We start from the raw sequence: 21,578 nt of genomic DNA on the forward strand, positions 1-21,578 counted from the left end.
AGAAAATAAAGAATATTGCCCACATATATAACAATATGAAACTAACGACAGAGAGAGTGGTGTACTGGATGGATACCCGGATTTTTTTTGGTAAAACAGAAGAAGCTGCTCGCCTGCCGATCTATATGACCACGGTTGGATACTGGGAACACCAATATGAAACCGAGCGTCCAGAGGGATTCCCGGATTATCAGATCCACCAGATCATTCATGGTCAGGGGAGACTGATTATACAAGACGAAGAGTACATCGTCGGACCGGGGGATGTTTTCGTTCTGTACCCTGATGTCCCACATCGATATATGCCCATCAGTGACCGCTGGGAGCTGGCTTGGGTCTCGTTTCAGGGGAGAGAAGCCAGTCAGCTATTATCTTATGCGGGGATTACCGGTTCACGGGTATGCAGACTCAGGACAGCCACGCTGTTGCATGGCCTGGAGCAACTTCTGGTTAGAGGTGAGAGTGGGGGGGATACGGATTATGCAGATTACGATGTGGAGTGTTCCAAACAATTATATGCTCTGCTGCTGGATCTGAAGCCACTGCTCATCGTATCTGCCAATTATAATGATGAACTGGAGCGCTTGAAGCCTGTGCTGCGTTATATCGCAGAGCATCTGGATCGTTCACTGTCGCTGAAGGAACTGGCCGCTGTGGCTGTGGTGTCTCCTCAATATTTGTGCAGACTGTTTCAGAAGGCGCTCCATACCAGACCTGTATTTTACGTAAACCAGGAACGAATCAATCGGAGCAAACAGCTCATGTTCAGTGAGAGAGAACTCCGAATCTATGAAGTTGCTGATCGGGTGGGCTACGAGAACGCCAGTTATTTCTGTGCGATGTTCAAAAGGCATACAGGCATGAGTCCGGAGCGTTTTCGCAAACTGCACGGACTGAGTTGAAAATTGAGTAATTTTGATCTGATACTCATCCCAATTTCAGTTTCCATTAAGGTTGTGAAGGTAAGATAAGTCTTGTAAACCCCTTCTCGTGTTAAATAGATGTGTGACTGGCCCTATCGGATTGTCCTCCGGTAGGGCACTTTTTTTCTTCCTTTCTGCGGTTGATGGTATGATAGATGAATACATAATGTGTAACCAACTCTAGTGATCGGAGGATGGAATTGTGGATCACAGCCTGCACCCGTTGTTTAAGCCTATTCAGATAAATGGAACGTACCCTGACAGTTATTATGTTGAGAAAATACCTGCTGCCGGCTTGATGGCTTATGTGGCCTGTTATTGGGAATCAGGATCTCTTCCGAACACGCATGCAGATGTTACTTGGGGAGAAGGTCGAGAGCCATCGGTGATGACTGTCCCTGCACGGGTATTGCCGGATGGTTGCACGGATATGCTGATTACATACGACCCGGTCTGTTCAGAGCACTCCTATGCTTACTGCGGCAATTATACACAGCCGTTCGCTGTACCTGAGCGATCCGATGATGGTTCGCCTGCTGGAGATTACACCTTTGGCGTCCGATTCTTTCCAGGTGGAGCGCATGTCTTCCATGGCATGCCTCTGGAATGGTTTACAGATAAGCGAATTGCCCTTCAGGAATGTTGGCCGGAGAAGCTGAACGAGCTTCAGGAACGGATGGCCGAAACGAATCGTTTTGCAGAGCGGGTAGAAGTTATGAACGCGTACTTGAGTCCGTTGTCCATGCAGGCAAGCACATCTGAGAACGATCTGATGAAAAACGTGCTGCACCGCATCTTTATAGATGGGGGACGTATGACTGTCCAGGAGCTGGCGATGCGTGAAGTGATCAGTGAGCGGCAGCTGCATCGCAAGTTCTCGGAGTGGGTCGGAATCAGTCCCAAACGGTTCAGTGAGGTGGTTCGTTTTCATCGTGTGCTGAATGATATCCATCAGGGGAACACGGCAGACTGGGCAATGCTTGCCCAGAATCATGGGTTCTTTGACCAAGCCCATCTGATTCGGCAATTTCGCAAGTTTTATGGAGAGACTCCGTTGACGGCAGCCAAGGAGCATGGCAGGATGTTGTCCGATTTGTACAATAGATCTGTAGAACCTTCGGTTATACTTAAATCGTGAGAATAAAAGATAAGGGAGACATCATATATGAATGGAACATTGCAGATTCGGGATCATTTGTTAAATGAATTGGAAACAGGAGTGCGGACGGGGGCTTCGTTAATTCGCTTAATCCGTTCGGAGGATTGGTCGTATCGTCCACAGGAGAATATGCGTTCATTGGTGGAGCTTGTGCATCACTTTATCCAGATCACGGCATCGGATCTTGCCATTATGCAGGAGAAAGGTGAAGCAGAGGTTGGTCTGGTGGAGAACAGTTTGTCTGAAATCGAGGATATCGAAAAGCTGGAAGCAACGTTGTGGAGCAATTTCGAATCCTACAAAGCATATATCACAGGATTGAGTGAAGAAGATTATTTAAACCGCTCTACCAAAGCTTTCTATATGGAACATGGTCATTTGCAGGCGCAATGGCAGATTGAAACGTTAACGCATGTGTTCCATCACCGTTCGCAGCTGTATAACTACCTCAAGCAGCAGGGTCATGAACTGAACTTTTTCATGCTGTACGCCTAAAGCAATTCCTTGAAAAGGGGGACACAATATGTGTCGCCTTTTTTGTTTTGCATGGATATCTAACCCATTTGACAGAACACGATAAGCATCGTTATAATTGAGAATTATTATCATTTAAAACGAACGGATGGATTTCAAAGGGGTTATGCAATGAATATAGACAGGTATATTGAGCTATGGAATCAGGCGGCGGTTCAGGTCGTGGATGTGCAGCATCATATGTTGGGATACGGGCAGGACCCTATGATACATGAATTGCCGACCAGTGGACTAATCTACACGGTTCGTGGCGGTGGCTTGATTTACGTGGATTACAACCAGTACAGAACAGATCGCTATCATCTGATTCATGGCGGAAAGGGGAGCCTTCTGCAGATTGATGTTCTTGAAGAACAATTGGAGTATTATCTGATTTTGTATCAAGCACACATCTTGTTATCTGCTGGAACAGCTGCTCGACTACTACCGGATGGGAGCCCGTTGTTAGAGAGTCACTATGACCTGAAGCCCACTCACCCAGTGTTGTTACAGGATAAAATAAGTCAACTTAGACAGATGTGGACATCTCCACACCGTTTGCAGGAAATGCAGGTACGTTCCATCTTTTTGCAGATCATGATGGAGATTCTGGAACAACTGCAGTCCGCAGAAGTCTCGTCTGAACCTCCTGATCTGGTGGCACAGGCGATGAGCTACATTCAGGAACACTATCACCTTCCAATCACCATCGATTCGCTGGCTGCCAAGCTGGAATGCAGCCCAAGACATCTGGGACGCTTGTTCCGCAATAGCGAGATTGGTCAGAGCCCATCGGATTATCTTGTGCAATTCCGGATGAGCAAAGCAAGTGAATTGCTTGTGCAGACCGATCTTGCGCTGAAGGATGTGGCGAGTAGCATCGGTTACGAGGATGTATATCATTTTAGCCGTATGTTCAAAAAGTACTGTGGTTTATCTCCGATTCACTATCGTAATCAGTATCTTCAATCGCCAACAGGTCTGAATACGACATCAGCTATGTCCGATATATCCATTGTTGAGTCGCTAATACCCCGTTATATTGATAATGGTTCTCAAAACAAACAAGTAAGCGGGGGTTCTTTCATGATGTACAATTGGTCCAGACGTTCAACGGTGATGATGCTGTTGCTGAGTTTTAGTCTTTTAATGAGTGCGTGCGCGAGTCCATCTCCATCTACCAATGCTCCGGCAGTATCAAGTGGAAGTGAACAGGCAACCGCAGATACTACTTCTTCCCGCACGATCAATCATGATCTGGGAAGCACGAAGGTACCGGTTGAGCCCACACGGATCGTGGTGTTGGAGCAAGGATTTACACAGACCATTGCAGCGCTTGAAGTGAAGCCTGTTGGGGTTGCTGATGATAACAAACCTGAGCGTTTCCCCAAGGACACGCTTGCTTATATTGAGGGATATACCTCGGTGGGTACCCGTTCTGAGCCGAATCTGGAAGTGATTCGTACGCTCAAACCAGATCTGATTATTGCGGATACGAGCCGTCATGGCAATGTATATGATGAATTGTCGGCCATTGCACCAACGATTGTATTCAAGAATGATACAGCCAACTACGAGGATATCTTGGTGTCGACTGAGAAGATCGGTGAAGCGTTGGGCAAAACAGAGGCTACCACCGCCTTGCTGGAAGAGCATCAGAAGCGATTGGATGAGTTGAAGCAAACCATCAATCCTCAGCAGTCGGTTCTGATCGTGGCTGCGGATGAAGATGAGACGCAATCGTTTCAGGTTCGGACAGATCAGGCCTTTCATTCTTCTTTCTTGTCTGCGGCAGGTCTGAATTATGCCCTGAAGGATGAGAAAGAAGTTAATCAATTGATGACGACAGAGCAGCTGCTTACCATCAATTCGGATCAGATGCTGATTCTGATTAATGAAGATGGGCCCTCCGTGCTCGAAGGTCAGAAGGATAATCTGCTCTGGAATCAGTTGAAGGCAGTACAGAATGGTAATGCTCATGAAGTGGAATTGGCAACGTGGTCAAGACAACGTAGTATACCTGCATTGAACAATATTATGGATGAAGCGGCTGCATATTTTAGATGAATAGAACGCTGACTGCGGCCTTGGTTGGCATAATCGGATTGATTGTGCTTTTTCTGGGCTCGCTGATGATCGGTACTTCCTGGATACCCTTATCCACTGTGCTGGATTATATGTTCGACTATTCTCCAACGGTCAAAGAACATGTCATTCTGCATGTATTGCGAATGCCACGTGCCTTGGCTGTGCTGTGCATTGGCGCCAACCTGAGTATTGCTGGTTGCATTATGCAGGTGCTGACCCGTAATCCGCTTGCATCTCCGAGTATATTCGGGATCAATGCAGGCGCCTCCTTTATGATCGTCCTGTGCACGATTGTTTTCCCAACGGTTAGTGGCCTGGCGCTGGCAGGTGCAGGCTTTGCAGGGGGATTACTGACGGTGAGCATTGTCCTGTTGATGAGCTTTGCCATGCGCGGAGGCCAAGCCGAAGTACGGATGGCACTGATCGGTGTGGTGGTACAGGCATTGTTATCTTCATTTACGCAAGGACTGTTGATCTTCAATGAGGAGTCCGCCGGTAAAATCATCTTCTGGCTCGCCGGTTCGGCTGCTGGCGTCAAATGGGAAGAGATTAACCTTTTGCTGATATTCAGTTTAACGGGTCTTTTCATGGCTTTGTTGATTAGTAAATCATTATCCTTATTGAATCTCGGCGAAGACATCGCCCGCGGATTGGGACAGAAGATCTGGACTGTTCGGATAGTGGGCAGTGTAATTGTGATCATTCTGGCAGGCATATCCGTGTCAGTTGTGGGGCCAATCGGTTTCGTGGGATTAATCGTGCCACATATAACCCGATATCTGTTGGGTACAGACTATCGGTTGCTGATCCCTTTCTCCGCCTTATTCGGAGCGATCCTGTTAACCATAGCAGATATTGCTTCCCGCTTTGTTCATTTTCCATCAGAGACACCTGTAGGCATTATTACGGCCCTGGTTGGAGCACCTTATTTCGTATATCTCGCAAGGCGACAGAGCAGGAGTGCATCATGAAGAGCATACTAAGGAATAGGAATCTTATGGTGCTTGTGGCGCTTGTTATTCTATTGGGTCTTCTCATGATGGCGAATATTCAGGCAGGAGCGGTAGGGATTAGCTGGCGGGAGATTTGGGCTTCCTTTACAGGTGAGGGAGATCCGGATCTTACTTATATCATACTGAATTATCGTCTTCCTCGTATTGTACTGGCCATGCTTGTTGGCTGTGGTCTGGCTGTTTCGGGTCTGGTCTCCCAGAGCATTCTTCGCAACCCGTTAGCCGCACCAGATACGCTGGGAATTTCGGCGGGGGCTGCCTTGGGAGCCGTATCTACGGTATTGTTATTACCTGTTGAGATGCAGAGTGCATGGCTCACTTCACTGGCTGCATTTGTTGGTGGAGGAGCAGGGGCGCTGCTTGTATATGTATTCTCTTACCGAAATGGGGTAGATCCGGTACGACTGGCTCTGGTTGGTGTAGCGGTTAGCGCTTGTGGGAGCACCTTGGTGCAACTACTGATTACACGATCATCGGCGAACACCAACACCGTCTTGCTCTGGCTCAACGGTTCATTATGGGGACGTAACTGGGATCAAGTATTGCAATTAGTACCCATTATTGTTCTGGTTATTCCTGTGGTCTGGATGCTGGGCAAAGTTATGGATCTCTTCGGCCTGGGCGAACAGTCTGTCAAAGGTTTGGGTCTGCGTGTGGAGAGGATGCGTGCTGTACTGCTTCTGTTGGCCGTTCTTCTCGCAAGCGGTTCGGTTGCTGTGGTTGGTATGATTGGATTCGTTGGTCTGGTCAGTCCGCATATCGCTCGCCGTCTGGTCTCGGGAGGACATCGGTATTATGTACCTGTAGCCGGGCTCGTAGGGGCAATCATGATGTTACTGGGGGATTATATTGGACGTGTGTTGGCCCCACCACTGGAATTCCCCGTCGGATTGGTAACATCGATCATCGGTGCACCTTACTTTCTATTTTTACTGTGGCGCCAATATCGGACTAAAAGCAGACCGGATAAGAACATCTAATCGGTCATCATAGGTTTTCGTATTTTATAGGGTTGGACTGGCTCCATCGGACGTTCCGGTGGGGCTTTTTGCGTACAGTTGTCTATCAATCTATGCTGTCTATTAAAAATGGACGTTATAACACGGTCATTTCACCGTGACTTTACTAGTTTCTGAACATAGAATACCGTATCAAAGCAAAAGGAGGTGATTTCAATGGCCATCCTTTTACCATTACAGTATTACAATCTTCCAGCTGGCGTAGGCAAGTCCTACTACGAAAACCTGTCTGGAGGAACCAATGCCAGCGTTACAGTAAACAACTACGGACCTTTCCCAGTATCTCTCGTAATCACTCGTGTTAATGCACCAGTAGTCACTTACGTGGTTCCAGTAAACAGCAGTCTTACAATTACTGCAAGTGCAGTCCTGGTTTTTGCATTACAAGCCAACCTTGGAGGCGCAGCTTCCGGAACAGTTCAATTCGCCGTAGCAGATTTCTAATTGGTGTAATACAGTAGATGGGCCTCTGCCGGACATGATGTCGGCAGGGGTCTTTCTTTTTTTGGTGGAACCTTCTGGATTGAAAGTGATATTATACTAGGGTCTTTATACATATTTGTTTATCCTGACGGTCATTCGATTAATTTAAGGTATAGGCGGCACGCAGATTTGTGTTGGCATACAGGAGGTTAGTGGATGATGAACAGAACAATCTTATTTGAAACTGAACGGTTGGAATGTGCGTCGTGGAACGAAGGGGATCGTGCGCTGGCGTTTGCGCTGTGGGGCGATCATGAGGTTGCCAAGTGGATTAGCAGTAAGGGATTTCTAAGCGAGGATGAAGTAGAAGCACGATTAACACAGGAAATTCAAAGGCAAAAGGAAGCGGGGGTGCAATATTGGCCCCTTTTTGAGAAAGAGTCCGAGGTGTTTGTGGGCTGTTGTGGCCTGCGTCCGTATTCTTCAGAAGAGGATATGTATGAACTGGGATTCCATCTAACCCGGGATCACTGGGGCAAAGGGTATGCCCAGGAAGCAGCGCATGCGGTGATTGCGTATGCCTTTGACGAAATGAAGGCGAAGGCACTGTTTGCCGGGCATCATCCAGATAATGAAGTGTCACGTCACATCTTGATCAAGCTGGGATTCAAATATACAGGTGACGAACGGTATGAACCGACTGGAAAGATGCATCCGACCTATGTACTGAAAAAATCATAAATATGCTTCGAATAGGAACAGGCCACATCGTATCCGCTTAACGTGAAATAGATCGAAAGAGGTACGTTGTCCATACCTGCTCAACCCGCTTTTCATGCTTTTTTTATTCTGTTTTCAGCTTCTATTAAGGTAGCCGAGGTATGATAACTCTTGTAAACCCCTTCTCGTGTTAAATAGATGTGTGACTGACCCTGCCGGGCGCCGGTGGGGTATTTTTTTGTTTTATTTTCAAATAAACAAAACTAAACAAAAATAAATAAAAGATTATTTCTGTGTTTGTTATTGACTATCAAAGATAAACAAAGGTATAATTAATGTGAAAAAAAGAACTTACTATGTACGTGGCAAGCCATATTATTTTCAATATAAGGAGAGATTGATCATGAACGTGACCCTTACGAATGAAACAACGCAGGCTGCAGGTTTCCATATTCCATTTATCCGTGAGATGGCCGAAATTACACAACATATGTGGAAAAATGGCTGGGATGAGCGCAATGGCGGTAATGTCAGCTATCTGCTGGAGGAAGAGGAAGTTGCCCAATATATCGATATCCATCATGTGATTCGCAAGATCAAACCGGCATTTTCGGTGCATGAGCTGGCAGGCAAGTATTTTATCGTGACCGCATCGGGCAAATATTTCAAAAATGTACTCGCTGATCCGGAGAGTAATCTAGGGTTGCTGCGTGTATCGCAGGATGGACAGGAGCTGGAAGTACTCTGGGGATTGAAGTCCGGGGCGAATCCAACAAGTGAGTTGCCTACACATTTCATGAGCCATATCGAACGTTTGAAATTGGACCCGAACCACCGGGTTGTCATGCACAACCATGCCACTCATGTATTGGCTATGACGTTTATCCACGAATTGGATGAAGCAAAATTCACGAAGACCCTCTGGCAGATGTGCACGGAGTGTGTGGTTGTATTCCCGGATGGGATCGGTATTATTCCATGGATGATTCCTGGATCGAACGAGATTGGCCGCGAAACGGCTGAGAAAATGAAAGAATATCACGCGGTCATCTGGCCACAACATGGCATCTTCGGAACAGGTACAACGATTGACGAGGCTTTTGGTCTGATTGAGACGATTGAGAAGGCAGCCCAAGTGTATATGCTGGTTGCCGGTCACGAGATCCGGCAGAGAATTACGGACGAACAGCTGATCACACTGGCGCAAGCGTTCGGTGTTACCCCTCGTCCCGGCATTTTGGGCAGTTAAGGAAAGCTGTATTGCAATATAGTCAACGCATAGATCGAGGAAGTGGTCTTTGGTTCATTGAACCGAAGGCCATTTCCTTTTTTTTGACGAACAATCGTCATTTTGGTTCAAAAAAGTTCAAATTGCTGAACAAGAATGGCTTTGTTATCGATTATTGAATCGTAGAATGCATTATCACGCGCTGGCGAATTTCGGGTGAAATGACGTATTGTCAATGGCTCTGCGATTTTGCATAATAACAATGCTTCACAGATGAGAGACGGAAGGAAGTTATGATCATGCTTGGCAAAATGAAGAGAATCTTAATAGGCAAGCCCATGAAATCGGCTGAACTGGATGGAGAAAAATTGGGGAAATGGAAGGCACTCGCCATCCTGTCCTCGGATGCCCTATCGTCCGTTGCCTACGGTACGGAACAGATTTTGCTGGTGCTCGTTGCGGCCGGATTCGCCGCCCTATGGTACTCCGTTCCGATTTCCATCGCCGTGCTGGGATTACTCGTCATTTTAATTTTTTCCTATCGCCAGACGATATTTGCTTATCCAACAGGGGGCGGCGCTTATATCGTAGCCAAGGATAATCTGGGTACAACATCCAGTCTGATTGCCGGAGGATCTCTGCTGGTGGATTATATTCTGACCGTTGCTGTGAGTTCGTCCGCAGGCACGGATGCGATTACATCGGCTTTTCCAATGCTGCATGACTACAGTGTCGTGATTGCACTCATTATGATTGTTTTTCTAACGATTATGAATTTGCGGGGAGTGACGGAGTCAGCGTCTGTGCTGGCGATCCCCATCTATCTATTTATCTTCTCGATTGCGGTTCTGATCATCTCGGGCGGAATCAAATTTCTTGCCGGGGGGATGGAAGCAGCTGCACCTGAATTCGGAACAAGTCTATCCCATGTGAGTATGTTTCTGTTACTGAAGGCATTCAGCTCTGGATGTTCGGCCTTGACTGGCGTAGAAGCGGTAAGTAACGCGATCCCGAACTTCAAGCAACCTGCCGAGAAAAATGCTGCCGGTACGTTACTGCTCATGGGTTGTATATTGGGGGCCATGTTCATTGGCATCACCTTACTGGCTTATGGGTACGGAGTGAAGCCTGATCCCAAAGCAACGGTCATTTCCCAGATTGCTGAGGCGACGTTTGGCAGGGGCACGATGTATTTTATCATCCAGGGTGTAACGGCACTGATCCTGTTCCTCGCAGCCAACACAGCTTATTCGGCTTTTCCACTGTTATCCTTCATGATGGCAAAGGATAAATACATGCCGCATGCATTTATGGTCAGAGGAGACCGCCTTGGCTTCTCGAACGGCATTATTTTTCTCAGTGTGATGTCTGCGCTGCTGGTGGTCGGGTTCAAAGGAAATACGGAAAGCCTGATTCCGCTCTATGCGGTAGGGGTGTTCATTCCATTTACCCTGTCTCAGCTCGGCATGATGATTCGCTGGATCAAAGTGAAGCCGTCGGGCTGGCAGATGAAACTGCTGGTCAATACAGTCGGTATGCTGACTACGCTATCGATTACCCTGATCTTTATTTTCACCAAGTTCACGCAGACATGGGTCATCTTTATCTTTTTGCCGCTCGTTGTCTATGTGTTCATGCGTATTCACCGTCACTATTGCAATATTGCAGATGAACTGCGGATTGATATTCAGGTCGATAAGCCGGCCAAAAAAGGCAATACCATTGTCATTCCAGTTGCAGGCATTACCCGGGTCGTCATGAATACGATCAGTTACGCCCAGACGATGTCGGATCATGTGGTCGCACTGTACATTGGATTCGATGATGAGGCGATACGCAAGATGGAGCAGAAGTGGGAAGAATGGAATCCAGGCGTTCGTCTGGTTGTGATCAAATCGAGGTACCGTAGCATTATGGGGCCGCTCAAGAAATTCATTGATACCGTAGAGTGGAAAACGGCGGAGACCGATCATATCACCATTCTGATTCCGCAATTCATCACCAAGCACTGGTGGCAAAATGTACTGCACAACCAGACCAGCTTTATGATCCGGGCTTATCTGATTAATTACAAAGACGTGATTGTCACCACAGTACCATATCATCTTAATCGTTAACTCGAACGGTTAATCGCTTCACCTCGTTTGGAAGATTTACAGATTAATGTAAAATGAGTCACTTTCATTAATAGGAAAACGTTCATATTCCATTTACACATCGAACCGCAGGGACATCTCCAAACAGGGGAGTTCTTGCGGTTTTTTGTCGTGAAATCCGGTCTGGATTTCGCTTTCGAATTGATGCACATTTGCGTAAACACCCTTGTCCATGATTAACGTTACGTTGATTCAGAACGGATTTTGCTGTGACATTCGACTCTTACACTAGATAACGTGGTGCTGAAGTGGATGTAACATCTCACACACACTGAATGCGTGAAACAAGGGGGAAGAAAATCCGATGAGTGAGCTTGATAACCGGATCAGCTTGCCCGCCGCCAAACGGCGCGTATCCGGTACGAGTGAGCGCCGGACAGTCTCGCTGCGTGTGCAGCGAATGCGGGAGAATATGCTGGCCTATGGTTTCCTGGCACCATCGCTGCTTTTGTTTGCAGTGTTTCTGTTTTACCCGATGTTTAAGTCCGTGTACCTGAGTCTGCATTCCACAGATCCGACGGGACAGATTGCGGCTTACGTAGGGCTGGATAACTTCAAGGCGGTGTTCCAATCAGGACTGTTTATGCAAGGGATGAAAGTGACATTATTATTTGTCCTGTTTACAGTGCCTACGGGTATGCTGGCTGCTCTGATTCTGGCTGCACTGACCCACAACCGGTTCAAGGGAATGCGTGTGTTCCAATTTGTATTCTCGCTGCCCGTGGTGTTATCCGTCGGTTCGTCAGCGGTGATCTGGAAGTTTCTATTCCATCCGACCCTGGGCATGCTGAATTATCTGCTTGGCAAAGTAGGCATCGATCCAATTCCCTGGCTCACCAGCCCGGATTGGGCATTGATCTCGATCTCCATCATGACAATCTGGATGAACCTCGGATTCAACTACATTATTCTATCCAGTGGTTTGGCAGGCATCCCGGATGAGATCTACGAGAGCGCCAAGATTGACGGTGCAGGACCCTTGCTGACGTTTCGCAAAATCTCGATGCCCCTACTGTCACCAACGTTATTTTTTGTTACGGTCGTATCGATCATTGGTGCTTTTCAATCGTTCGGTCAGATCAACATTCTAACCCGGGGTGGCCCGATGGACAGTACGAATGTTTTCGTCTATTCCATCTATCAGGAAGCTTTCGTTAATTTCCGCTTTGGTACAGGTAGTGCACAGGCACTGATCCTGTTCGTGGTGATTATGCTGCTGACCCTGATCCAGTTCAAATGGGTAGAAAGGAAAGTGCATTACCAATGAGTGCGACATGGACCAAAACGCTGTTGTATGTATTACTGACGATCTGTGCAGCACTTGTGCTGTATCCGGTGATGTACACCTTTTTCATGGCCGTCATGACGCCGGAAGATGCGAGCGCTTATCCGCCGCATATCATTCCAAATTCAATCGATCTGTCCAACTTTAGCGAAGTGTTCGATATTGTTCCGATCGGTCGATTTATCGGCAATACCTTTCTTGTCGCAGGACTGACGACGCTTGGTCAATTGATTACAGCGAGTATGGCAGCCTATGCTTTTGCGAAAATGCAGTTCAAAGGCAAAAACGTCATCTTCAGTATGTTTGTCGCAACGATGATGATTCCATGGGAAGTAACGATGATCCCAAATTACCTCACGGTTCGCAGCTGGGGCTGGCTGGATAGTTATCAAGGACTGACGGTGCCGTTTCTGGCAACGGCGTTTGGTACATTCCTGCTAAGACAGTTCTTCATGCAGCTACCCAAGGAATTGTTCGAGGCGGCGAGGATCGACGGTTGTGGTCATATTCGCTATTTCATATCGCACGTCTTGCCTTTGTCCCGTCCGGCACTTGGTACACTGGCAATCTATTCATTCTTAAGCATGTACAATTCGTATCTCTGGCCGTTGCTGGTGACAAACACACCGGAAATGAGAACCGCGCAGATCGGAATCTCGATGCTGGAGTTCCAGGAATCAACAGCATGGAATCTGGTATTTGCCGGAACAGCAATGGTGATTCTACCATCCTTACTGCTATTGATCTTCGGATTGAAACAGCTTGTCCGCGGAATGGCCGCAGGCGCGCTGAAGGGGTAAGGAAGAAAGTTTTACAACTATTTAATTGAAGTGGAAGCTCTGAAGGTTTTGATCTAAAGATTTTGATTTAGAGGTTTCGAATTAAACATTGTATCTTCGTACAAGGTCTACGGTTTTAGATACCAGGAGCGAATAAAATGAGGCTCGCCTTTCAATAAGTCTTTGAATAGCTGCAAAAGTAGTGAAGGAGAAGAATCGATTCTGAAGAAGCGAAGCGTTCGCCTTTATCACCGGATTTTCCCCTTGAAAGGGGGAATGAAAAAAATCCGGGGGTAACAGCGATCAAAAGAACGATTCATATCCGGAACGGCCACCTTGCAGCACCTACAGCACTTATTATTACGCGAGCCATATAAAAGGAGAGCGATTTCGGTTGAAAAAAAGAGGAACATTTGCATTAATGCTGGCTGCACTCATGTTGGTCATCTCCGCTTGCGGAACGAAAGCAGAAACGAGCAGCCCGGCAAGTGGAGCTCCAGCAGAAGCCGCCGCCGCTGAAACAACACAATTGACGTGGTGGCATTCCATGTCTGGCGCAGGGGAGAAAGCCATTAATCAACTCGCTTCCGACTTTAACGCTAGTCATCCAGAGATTCAGGTGAAACCCATCTATCAAGGGAAGTACGATGAAAGTCTGAACAAACTCAAAGCATCCATGGGCTCAGACAGTGGTCCTGACATTATCCAGGTCTACGAGATCGGTAGCAAGTTCATGATCGATTCGGGCATGATTACGCCAGTACAACAGTTCATCGACAAGGACCAATTCGACCTGTCCCAACTGGAGCCGAACATCATCCGATACTACACCATCGATGGCAAATTGAACGCGATGCCATTCAACACATCGAACCCGATTCTGTACTATAACAAGGATATGTTCAAAGCAGCAGGTCTGGACCCGGAGAACCCGCCGAAGACATATGAAGAGTTTGAACAAGCAGCAAAAGCATTGGCGAAAGACGGTAAGCCAGGTGCATCCATGGCGATCTACGGCTGGTTTATGGAACAGTTCTTTGCAAACCAGAATGCAGATTATGTAAACAATGGAAACGGAAGAACCGAAGCAGCCACGGAGTCTCTGTTGAACTCCGAAGCTGGAGTGAAGACATTAACGTGGTGGAAAAAGATGATCGACGAGAAAACCCTCTCCAATCTGGGACGTAGCACAGACGATACAACAGCGGCATTTACAGCTCAGCAAATCGGTATGACCCTCGATTCCACGGCTGGCCTGCGTAAAATCGTAGAAGGTTCAGGTGGCAAGTTTGAACTGGGAACAGGCTTCCTGCCTCGTCCAGCGGATGCCAAAGAAGGCGGCGTTGTGGTGGGTGGAGCGAGCTTGTACATCATGAATAACAAATCCGAAGCACAACAGCAAGCAGCATGGGAGTTCATCAAGTACTTGGCTACACCAGAGGTACAAGCGAACTGGAGCGTTGCGACAGGATACTTCCCTATTACGACAGCAGCCTACGAAGAGCAAGTATTAAAGGATAATATGACGAAGTACCCGCAATTCCAGACAGCAGTCGACCAATTGCACGCTTCCGCGGATTCGACAGCAACATCCGGGGCATTAATGGGTGTATTCCCAGAAGCCAGACAACTTGTCGAAGGAGCGATTGAAACGGTCCTGAATGGACAAGGTACACCACAGGAAGCGCTGGATGCAGCAGCCAAACAAATTACAGACAAGATTGCGCAATATAATAGCACGGTGAAGAAATAATTTTAGGTTAATCTCAAAATAAAGATGCGGCGATCAATCCTGATCGTCGTATTGTTATGCCTGTGTCTTGAAATTCTATAAGACTTAAGTCTGATTTTTCTTAAAAAGGGATAGATAGATGTTGTCATTAAATGTCGAAATAATAAACAATTCATATCTATTATGTTAATTTATCTAACCTAAATAGTTTAATGTGCACATAAACATGACTCAAAAAGATCAAAAAGACATGATTTTGATCATAAATTAGTCCTATTTATCTTTAAAGAAGAGAAAATGATTTCTTCCTGTAATGTATATGTTCTATTTTCTTTCATAATGAAGAAATATTGTTTACACGAGTCTGTTATTCAGTTATCTTATATTTGAACTAATGTACAAGCTGTCTGAACAAATGATTGCCAAGTTGAAAACATGGGGGTAGGAAAAAGATGCAAAGTAAGCAAATAAAGAGTTGGCTCAGATTATTCTTAGCTGTGGTCCTGCTGATTACGGGTGCCATACCTGCTGGCTTATTCAACAACAAAGTTGCAGCGGCGGATGAGCCGCTAACAGTTGCAGAGGCGCTCGCTCTTGGTTCGGATGATTCAACCGCCACGGTTGAAGGTTATGTTGTCGGGACCTACAGCAACGGTCCAAGTGTAAATCTGAATCCACCCTTTACTGTAGACACTAATTTTGCAATTGCTGATAGTCCAACCGAAACAAATCTTAGTAAGATGATGCCTGTTCAAGTACCCACAACTGCTCCTCGCAGCACGTTCGGACTACAAAGCAATTCCTCCTTATATCAATCCAAAGTACGTATTAACAACGGTACGTTATCTCAATATTTCACTTCTAAAGGTATACGATCCGTTACATCAACAACTTTTCAACTGATTGATGAGACACCGGAAACGGAAGTGGCTAATGTCACAGCTAATCCGTCCCCAGGGGCCGTTCCGTCAGGAACACAGGTTACTTTGGGAACAACTACAGTCGGTGCAGCCGTATACTACAAGTTAAATGATGAAAATGCGTTTCTTCCTTACACAGTTCCCATCACGGTTAATGATGCTATGCACATCGAAGCTTATGCACACAAAGAAGGCTTGCTGGATAGTGCAATTGCTTTATTTAATTATACGATCGTTGACAATACTCCAATTTCAATATCTGATGCCAGAAACAAGCCTGAAAACTCTCCGGTTACCGTTCAAGGGATTGTAACCTACCGAGAGGAATCCGGAGGAATGGCGAATCTATATATTCAGGATGAGAATGCTGGAATCGTCATTCGTGGTACAGATTCAACTGTTGAGCCAGGTGACCGGATTGAAGCGTATGGTCCGCTCACCATTTATAACGGTCTACTCCAGGTAGAGAAGGATAAAGCAGGATTTCCAGGCGGTTATATTAAGATCTTGGATAAAACACAAGAAATTCCTGAACCGCTTACGTTGACATCCAAAGACTTTGCGTCTGCTGAAGACGGAGGCAAGGGTTCGGGCGGCATCTATGAAGGGATGCTTGTCGAAGTCAATGGGGTCACGGTGACAAGAAGTAGCAGTTCCACCTTTTTTGCGACAGATGTGGATGGTCGAGAGATCACGATCTATGCCAAAAATAGCCCCACTGCACTGGCAACAGGCAAAACATATGAAAAAGTGACAGGCGTCCTGACTTATCACACAAGCTATGGTCTCGAATTAATCCCACGCACAGCAGCGGATGTTGTCGAGAATCTGCTTTCTGTTACAGCTAGTGTTCCTTCAGGGGGGATTGTAAAAGGATCTACGGTGACTTTATCCTCACCAATGGCGGGAGCAGAAATTTATTATACGGTTAATGGCACTAACCCTACACCAACATCTACGCGGTACACTGTGCCGATTACAGTAGATGAGGATACTGCTATTAAAGCTATTGCAGTGTCTGGTGGAGATACAAGTAATGTATATACCTATACTTACAAGGTTCTTCAGGAACTGAACAATCTTAGAATCCACGATATTCAAGGGGCCACCCATAACTCCTTATACGATGGTTTGGCTGTGCAAAATGTGGAAGGTATTGTGACTCATGTTGTAAATGCAACTTCCTTCTACATGCAGGAGATTCCTGGCATGGAAGATAACGATGACAGAACATCTGAAGGTATTCTGGTCTATAAGTCTTCTCATGGAATGACAGTAGGTAACAAGGTGAGCGTATCTGGACAGGTGAAAGAATATGCAACAGCAACAACGGAGCTGGCGATAACGGAAATTGTAGCTACAATAATTACGGTTGAAGACAGTAATAAAGATCTGCCTGAACCTGTGGTTTTGGGTGCTAATGGTCGCATGATTCCTACCGTAATTGATTCCGATCAATTCGGCGAGTTTAATCCGGATAAGGATGCCATTGACTTTTATGAGAGTCTAGAAGGGATGAGGGTACAACTCGATAATGCTACCATTATCGGTCCGTATTCCAGTGAACCGGGTCTCGCTGTTGTTGTAGATAATGGTCCGAACAATCCGTTGCGCACTCCTGCGGGCGGTGTCATTCTGACAGGGGATGGTGCAGAGCCGTTTGAGAGTTCACTTAATCCGCAACGGCTGTTCATCAATAAGAAACCATCCCAAGCTGTCAAAACGGGAGACAAGCTAGGTGGCTCCGTTAAAGGGGTTATGACATACTCCAATGGGAACTTTAAAGTGATTCCTGAAGGTAATCTTCCAGCAATCACACCGAGTCCCCTTGAACAAGCAATAACAAAAATTCAACCCACCGATGACAAATTGACGATTGCAACTTTCAATGTAGAGAATTTCAGTCAAAAGGATGCGGCTAGAGCTGTTAAAATTGGCGGCATTGTCGTCAATAATCTGAAAAATCCAGATATTATCGGCATTATGGAAGTGCAAGATAATGATGGAGCAACAGACAGTGGAGCAACAGCTGCAGATGCTAGTTTCCAAACCCTAATTGATGCCATTGCAACTAAAGGTGGTCCTGCGTATAAATACACAGATATCGCTCCGGAAAATAACAAGGATGGCGGAGCACCAGGTGCCAATATTCGTGTAGGGTTTCTGTATAATGAATCACGTGTGTCCCTGAAGGAAGGGATTAAAGGAAGTGCTACAACAACAATTCAGGTAGGCGCTGACGGGAGCTTATCCAATAATCCGGGGCGTATTGCACCAGGGGACGAGGCGTTCGCCAGCTCTCGCAAACCGCTGGCCGCTGAATTCGAATTCAATGGTGAACGTGTAGTGGTGATTGCCAACCACTTCAATTCCAAAGGTGGAGACCTGAAACCATTTGGAAGTATACAGCCTGCGACTCGAAGCAGTGAAGTTCAACGTGCGAAGCAAGCTTCATTGGTGAATGGGTTTGTGAAAGAGTTACTGAATAAAGACCCTGAGGTCAATGTCGCTGTTCTCGGTGATTTTAATGACTTCCAATTCTCAAATACCTTGAACATTGTTGAAGGTAATGAACTGGATAATCTGGTAAATGAACTGCCAGAAAATCAGCGGTATTCCTACATCTATGATGGAAACTCTCAGACACTGGATCACATTTTGGTGAGTAAAAACCTGACTGAGACGGCAGCCATTGAAGTGGTACATGTGAATGCCGATTTTGAGACAGCAGATGGACGAGTGAGCGACCATGATCCACTGCTTGCACAATTAAGTATTGGAGATCCAGTGGAAGAAGGGGACTTCAACCTGCGCGTACTGCACACGAATGATACGCATGCACATCTGGATAACATCCCGCGCCGAGTAACGGCAATTAAGGAAGCACGCAATGATAATACCCTGGTGCTGGATGCAGGGGACGTATTCTCTGGTACGTTGTACTTCAATCTGTTTAATGGTCTGGCTGATCTGGAGTTCATGAACATGATCGGATATGATGCGATGACCTTTGGTAACCATGAGTTTGATAAAGGTCCAAGCGTACTGAAAGCATTTATTGAAAAAGCGGAGTTCCCGTTCGTGAGTGCCAACATTGATTATTCAAAGGATGCGAGCTTGAGTGGCTTTTACAACAATAGTATAGGTGATCCGGGTGAGAAAGCTGAGATCTATCCGGCGATTATTACGGAAGTGAATGGTGAGCTAGTAGGTATTTTCGGACTGACGACACCGGACACGGTATCTCTTTCTTCACCGGGAGATGACTTGAAGTTTGTAGATTATAAGGCAAGTGCACAAGCAACTGTAGAGATGCTACAAAATGAAGGTATCAATAAAATCATTGCTTTGACTCACCTTGGCTACTCAGAGGATCTCAAATTGGCTGAAGCCGTAGAAGGGATCGATATTGTGGTAGGTGGTCATTCACACACCATTCTGAAGGAACCGATTGTTGTGGGTAGCCTGGATGAGCCAACATTGGTTGTGCAAACCGGGGAATATGACGTTTCTCTTGGTCAATTGGATGTTACGTTTGATGAAGCGGGTATATTGAAGAAGTGGAACGGCAAATTGCTGAGTTTGGATGCGAAAGATGCTGCCAACCAATTCATCTATGCTGATGATGTGGAAGCCGCAAACAAGCTGAAAGAATATGCTCCTCAGTTGGAACAGTTCAAGAAAACGATTATCGGTAAAACGAATGTCTTCCTGGATGGAGAACGTGGCACTGTGCGGAAACAGGAAACCAATTTAGGAAACTTGATGACAGACGGTATGCTGGAGAAAGTGAAATCCATTGTGCAGGAAAACGACGTCAAAGGATACGTGGCGATCCAGAACGGCGGTGGCATTCGTGCTTCATTCCAGACAGGTGATATTACGCTGGGCAATCTCCTGACTGTGATGCCATTCGCTAATAATCTATCTGCGTTGAAAATGACAGGCAAGGAAATCACAGCCGCGCTGGAAAATGGCGTTAGTGGTGTGGAAACGGGAGAAGGGCGCTTCCCGCAAGTGGCAGGCATGCGTTTCTACTACGATTCCACGAAACCAGGCGAAAAAATTGATGCCACGACCAATACCGTGACCCAAGTGGGTCAACGTGTGGTCAAAGTTCAGATTAAGAATGCAGATGGTACGTACTCGGATATCGATCCGAACGGATACTATATCGTCGCTACCAATTCATTCATGGCTAACGGTGGAGACTTCTATCGTGCTATGAGAACGGCAAAAGATGATAATCGATTCTACGAATTGAATCTGGTCGATTATGAAATCTTCCATGAACATTTGGACCGTGTAGGTACAGTCGATCAAAAGACGGAAGGACGTAGTACGGATCTGAAGGGAGCGCCACTTCCTGGGGATGGAAATGGAAGTAACCCTGGTAATGGTGGCGGCAATGGAAGTAATCCGGGCAGTGGTAACAGTGGTGGAGGTTCTACAACACCTACTACGCCTGTAACTCCAACAACACCCACTACACCAACCAATCCTACGAACCCAACTACGCCAACCGTTCCTGGTAATGGAGGTACTAATCCAACCACTCCGGTCGTAGACCTGAAAGATATCGGGAATCACTGGGCAGCTGCTGCCATTGAGCAGGCCATTTCCCGGGGAATTGTGAACGGGTATCAGGATGGTAATTTCCGTCCGAATGCACCAGCCACACGCGCCGAATTCATTGTGATGTTGGGAAGAGCATTTGAACTTCCAGCCAGCAACAAGGCATTGACATTTAAGGATGCTGCTGGGATACCTGCATGGGCGCAATCCTTTATTGCTCAGGCAGTGGATCAAGGCATCATTAGTGGATATACGGATGATACGTTCCGTTCATCGGGCAAAGTATCGCGGGTAGAGATGACAGTTATGCTTGTCAGAGCTCTCGGCCTCCCGGTACAGTCGAATCCCGCACTGAGTTTCGCGGACGCCGATAAAGTACCGGCGTGGGCTGTTCCATATATCGCTGCTGCATATGATGCAGGACTGGTGAAGGGAACAGGGAAAAATATGTTTAATCCACTCGCCGAAGCAACCCGTGCTGAAGTGGTGACCCTGCTATTGTCGGCAAGCGAGTTGCAAAAGCAATAATACGCATGATACAGACGTAGTAGAACGGCTTGCAGACTTCCATCTGCAAGCTGTTTTTTTTCTAATTTATGCCTGTTAATTTTCACCAAGTGAAGGTATAGTAGACAGGATTATATTATAGGAGTGTTGACGAAATGCAAGAACAACCCGTTTTAATCGCACTATTTGCCATAGCGGCAGGAATTTTTAGTTTACTCGGTGGTATCAACAATTGGGATTGGTTTATGAAGAGCTTTAGAGCAGGAATTTTTGTGAAGACTATTGGACGACAGGGCGCAAGAGTGGTGTATGGTATTCTCGGTGTTGTCATGATTGTCATTGGTGTACTACTATTGCTGATCGGATAGTTGTTGGAAATAATCGAACTCACCAAGTACTATCTACATAGAGTGTTCATGAGCGAAGTAAGAGGATATGTGCGTAGCGTTGAATGGGAAAAAGCATGTGAATGATTAAGGTAGCAGTATGACCAAGATTGAATAGCAAATCAAATTGGCATGCCTGAAAAAATCATAGC

At 46.4% G+C, this 21,578-nt stretch carries 15 protein-coding genes; all 15 read left to right on the plus strand.

The window, feature by feature from the left end; translation table 11 throughout:
- Positions 1-68: 68 nt before the first annotated feature.
- The 15 genes from MHI06_RS06650 (at position 69) to MHI06_RS06720 (ending at position 21,408) form a co-directional block, all read left to right on the plus strand.
- The gene (locus MHI06_RS06650; protein ID WP_340400902.1) at positions 69-902 is read left to right on the plus strand and encodes an AraC family transcriptional regulator; all 834 of its coding nucleotides are present in this window, start codon (positions 69-71) and stop codon (positions 900-902) included.
- 223 nt (positions 903-1,125) lie between these two features.
- On the plus strand, positions 1,126-2,061 hold the full coding sequence (locus MHI06_RS06655; RefSeq protein ID WP_340400903.1) for a helix-turn-helix domain-containing protein: 936 nt from the start codon (positions 1,126-1,128) through the stop codon (positions 2,059-2,061).
- A gap of 27 nt (positions 2,062-2,088) precedes the next feature.
- Positions 2,089-2,577 carry a DinB family protein gene (locus MHI06_RS06660; protein ID WP_340400904.1) on the plus strand — a complete coding sequence of 163 codons (489 nt, stop codon included), beginning with the start codon at positions 2,089-2,091 and terminating at the stop codon, positions 2,575-2,577.
- A 150-nt stretch (positions 2,578-2,727) separates the two neighbouring features.
- Positions 2,728-4,662: an ABC transporter substrate-binding protein gene (locus MHI06_RS06665; RefSeq protein WP_340400905.1), complete on the plus strand. Its 1,935-nt coding sequence runs from the start codon at positions 2,728-2,730 to the stop codon at positions 4,660-4,662.
- Entirely contained in the window at positions 4,659-5,654 is a 996-nt protein-coding gene (locus MHI06_RS06670; RefSeq protein WP_340400906.1) for an iron ABC transporter permease, read from the plus strand. The genes MHI06_RS06665 and MHI06_RS06670 overlap by 4 nt, the downstream gene beginning before the upstream one ends.
- Positions 5,651-6,676, plus strand: coding sequence for an iron ABC transporter permease (locus tag MHI06_RS06675; RefSeq protein WP_340400907.1), 1,026 nt, complete (start codon positions 5,651-5,653; stop codon positions 6,674-6,676). The genes MHI06_RS06670 and MHI06_RS06675 overlap by 4 nt, the downstream gene beginning before the upstream one ends.
- A gap of 195 nt (positions 6,677-6,871) precedes the next feature.
- The gene (locus tag MHI06_RS06680) at positions 6,872-7,159 is read left to right on the plus strand and encodes a hypothetical protein (RefSeq protein ID WP_169480147.1); all 288 of its coding nucleotides are present in this window, start codon (positions 6,872-6,874) and stop codon (positions 7,157-7,159) included.
- A 195-nt stretch (positions 7,160-7,354) separates the two neighbouring features.
- Positions 7,355-7,879 (plus strand): GNAT family N-acetyltransferase, encoded by a 525-nt coding sequence (locus MHI06_RS06685; RefSeq protein WP_340400908.1) that lies wholly within the window; start codon positions 7,355-7,357, stop codon positions 7,877-7,879.
- 382 nt (positions 7,880-8,261) lie between these two features.
- Positions 8,262-9,107 carry a rhamnulose-1-phosphate aldolase gene (gene rhaD / locus MHI06_RS06690; RefSeq protein WP_340400909.1) on the plus strand — a complete coding sequence of 282 codons (846 nt, stop codon included), beginning with the start codon at positions 8,262-8,264 and terminating at the stop codon, positions 9,105-9,107.
- Positions 9,108-9,385: 278 nt separating this feature from the next.
- A complete protein-coding gene (locus MHI06_RS06695) occupies positions 9,386-11,203 on the plus strand; it encodes an APC family permease (protein WP_036669004.1) in 1,818 nt (605 codons plus the stop codon).
- Between the two features lie 343 nt (positions 11,204-11,546).
- Positions 11,547-12,509 carry a sugar ABC transporter permease gene (locus tag MHI06_RS06700; RefSeq protein ID WP_062833088.1) on the plus strand — a complete coding sequence of 321 codons (963 nt, stop codon included), beginning with the start codon at positions 11,547-11,549 and terminating at the stop codon, positions 12,507-12,509.
- Complete coding sequence (locus tag MHI06_RS06705) at positions 12,506-13,327, plus strand: carbohydrate ABC transporter permease (protein WP_036669010.1); 822 nt, start codon at positions 12,506-12,508, stop codon at positions 13,325-13,327. Before MHI06_RS06700 ends, MHI06_RS06705 begins: the two co-directional genes overlap by 4 nt.
- Positions 13,328-13,700: 373 nt before the next feature.
- A complete protein-coding gene (locus MHI06_RS06710) occupies positions 13,701-15,059 on the plus strand; it encodes an ABC transporter substrate-binding protein (RefSeq protein ID WP_340400910.1) in 1,359 nt (452 codons plus the stop codon).
- Between the two features lie 431 nt (positions 15,060-15,490).
- Positions 15,491-21,061 carry an S-layer homology domain-containing protein gene (locus MHI06_RS06715; protein ID WP_340400911.1) on the plus strand — a complete coding sequence of 1,857 codons (5,571 nt, stop codon included), beginning with the start codon at positions 15,491-15,493 and terminating at the stop codon, positions 21,059-21,061.
- 134 nt (positions 21,062-21,195) lie between these two features.
- A complete protein-coding gene (locus MHI06_RS06720; RefSeq protein WP_076216916.1) occupies positions 21,196-21,408 on the plus strand; it encodes an immunity 17 family protein in 213 nt (70 codons plus the stop codon).
- The last annotated feature ends 170 nt before the right edge of the window (positions 21,409-21,578 follow it).

The organism is Paenibacillus sp. FSL H8-0079, assembly GCF_037991315.1.
GTDB lineage: Bacteria > Bacillota > Bacilli > Paenibacillales > Paenibacillaceae > Paenibacillus.

Bases quoted from the DNA above. Each gene is read 5' to 3' on its own strand.
- MHI06_RS06695 (WP_036669004.1), top strand. From the start codon at position 9,386: ATGCTTGGCAAAATGAAGAGAATCTTAATAGGCAAGCCCATGAAATCG.
- MHI06_RS06720 (WP_076216916.1), top strand. From the start codon at position 21,196: ATGCAAGAACAACCCGTTTTAATCGCACTATTTGCCATAGCGGCAGGA.
- MHI06_RS06665 (WP_340400905.1), top strand. From the start codon at position 2,728: ATGAATATAGACAGGTATATTGAGCTATGGAATCAGGCGGCGGTTCAG.
- MHI06_RS06650 (WP_340400902.1), top strand. From the start codon at position 69: ATGGATACCCGGATTTTTTTTGGTAAAACAGAAGAAGCTGCTCGCCTG.
- MHI06_RS06705 (WP_036669010.1), top strand. From the start codon at position 12,506: ATGAGTGCGACATGGACCAAAACGCTGTTGTATGTATTACTGACGATC.
- MHI06_RS06660 (WP_340400904.1), top strand. From the start codon at position 2,089: ATGAATGGAACATTGCAGATTCGGGATCATTTGTTAAATGAATTGGAA.
- rhaD (WP_340400909.1), top strand. From the start codon at position 8,262: ATGAACGTGACCCTTACGAATGAAACAACGCAGGCTGCAGGTTTCCAT.
- MHI06_RS06700 (WP_062833088.1), top strand. From the start codon at position 11,547: ATGAGTGAGCTTGATAACCGGATCAGCTTGCCCGCCGCCAAACGGCGC.
- MHI06_RS06715 (WP_340400911.1), top strand. From the start codon at position 15,491: ATGCAAAGTAAGCAAATAAAGAGTTGGCTCAGATTATTCTTAGCTGTG.
- MHI06_RS06675 (WP_340400907.1), top strand. From the start codon at position 5,651: ATGAAGAGCATACTAAGGAATAGGAATCTTATGGTGCTTGTGGCGCTT.
- MHI06_RS06670 (WP_340400906.1), top strand. From the start codon at position 4,659: ATGAATAGAACGCTGACTGCGGCCTTGGTTGGCATAATCGGATTGATT.
- MHI06_RS06685 (WP_340400908.1), top strand. From the start codon at position 7,355: ATGATGAACAGAACAATCTTATTTGAAACTGAACGGTTGGAATGTGCG.
- MHI06_RS06680 (WP_169480147.1), top strand. From the start codon at position 6,872: ATGGCCATCCTTTTACCATTACAGTATTACAATCTTCCAGCTGGCGTA.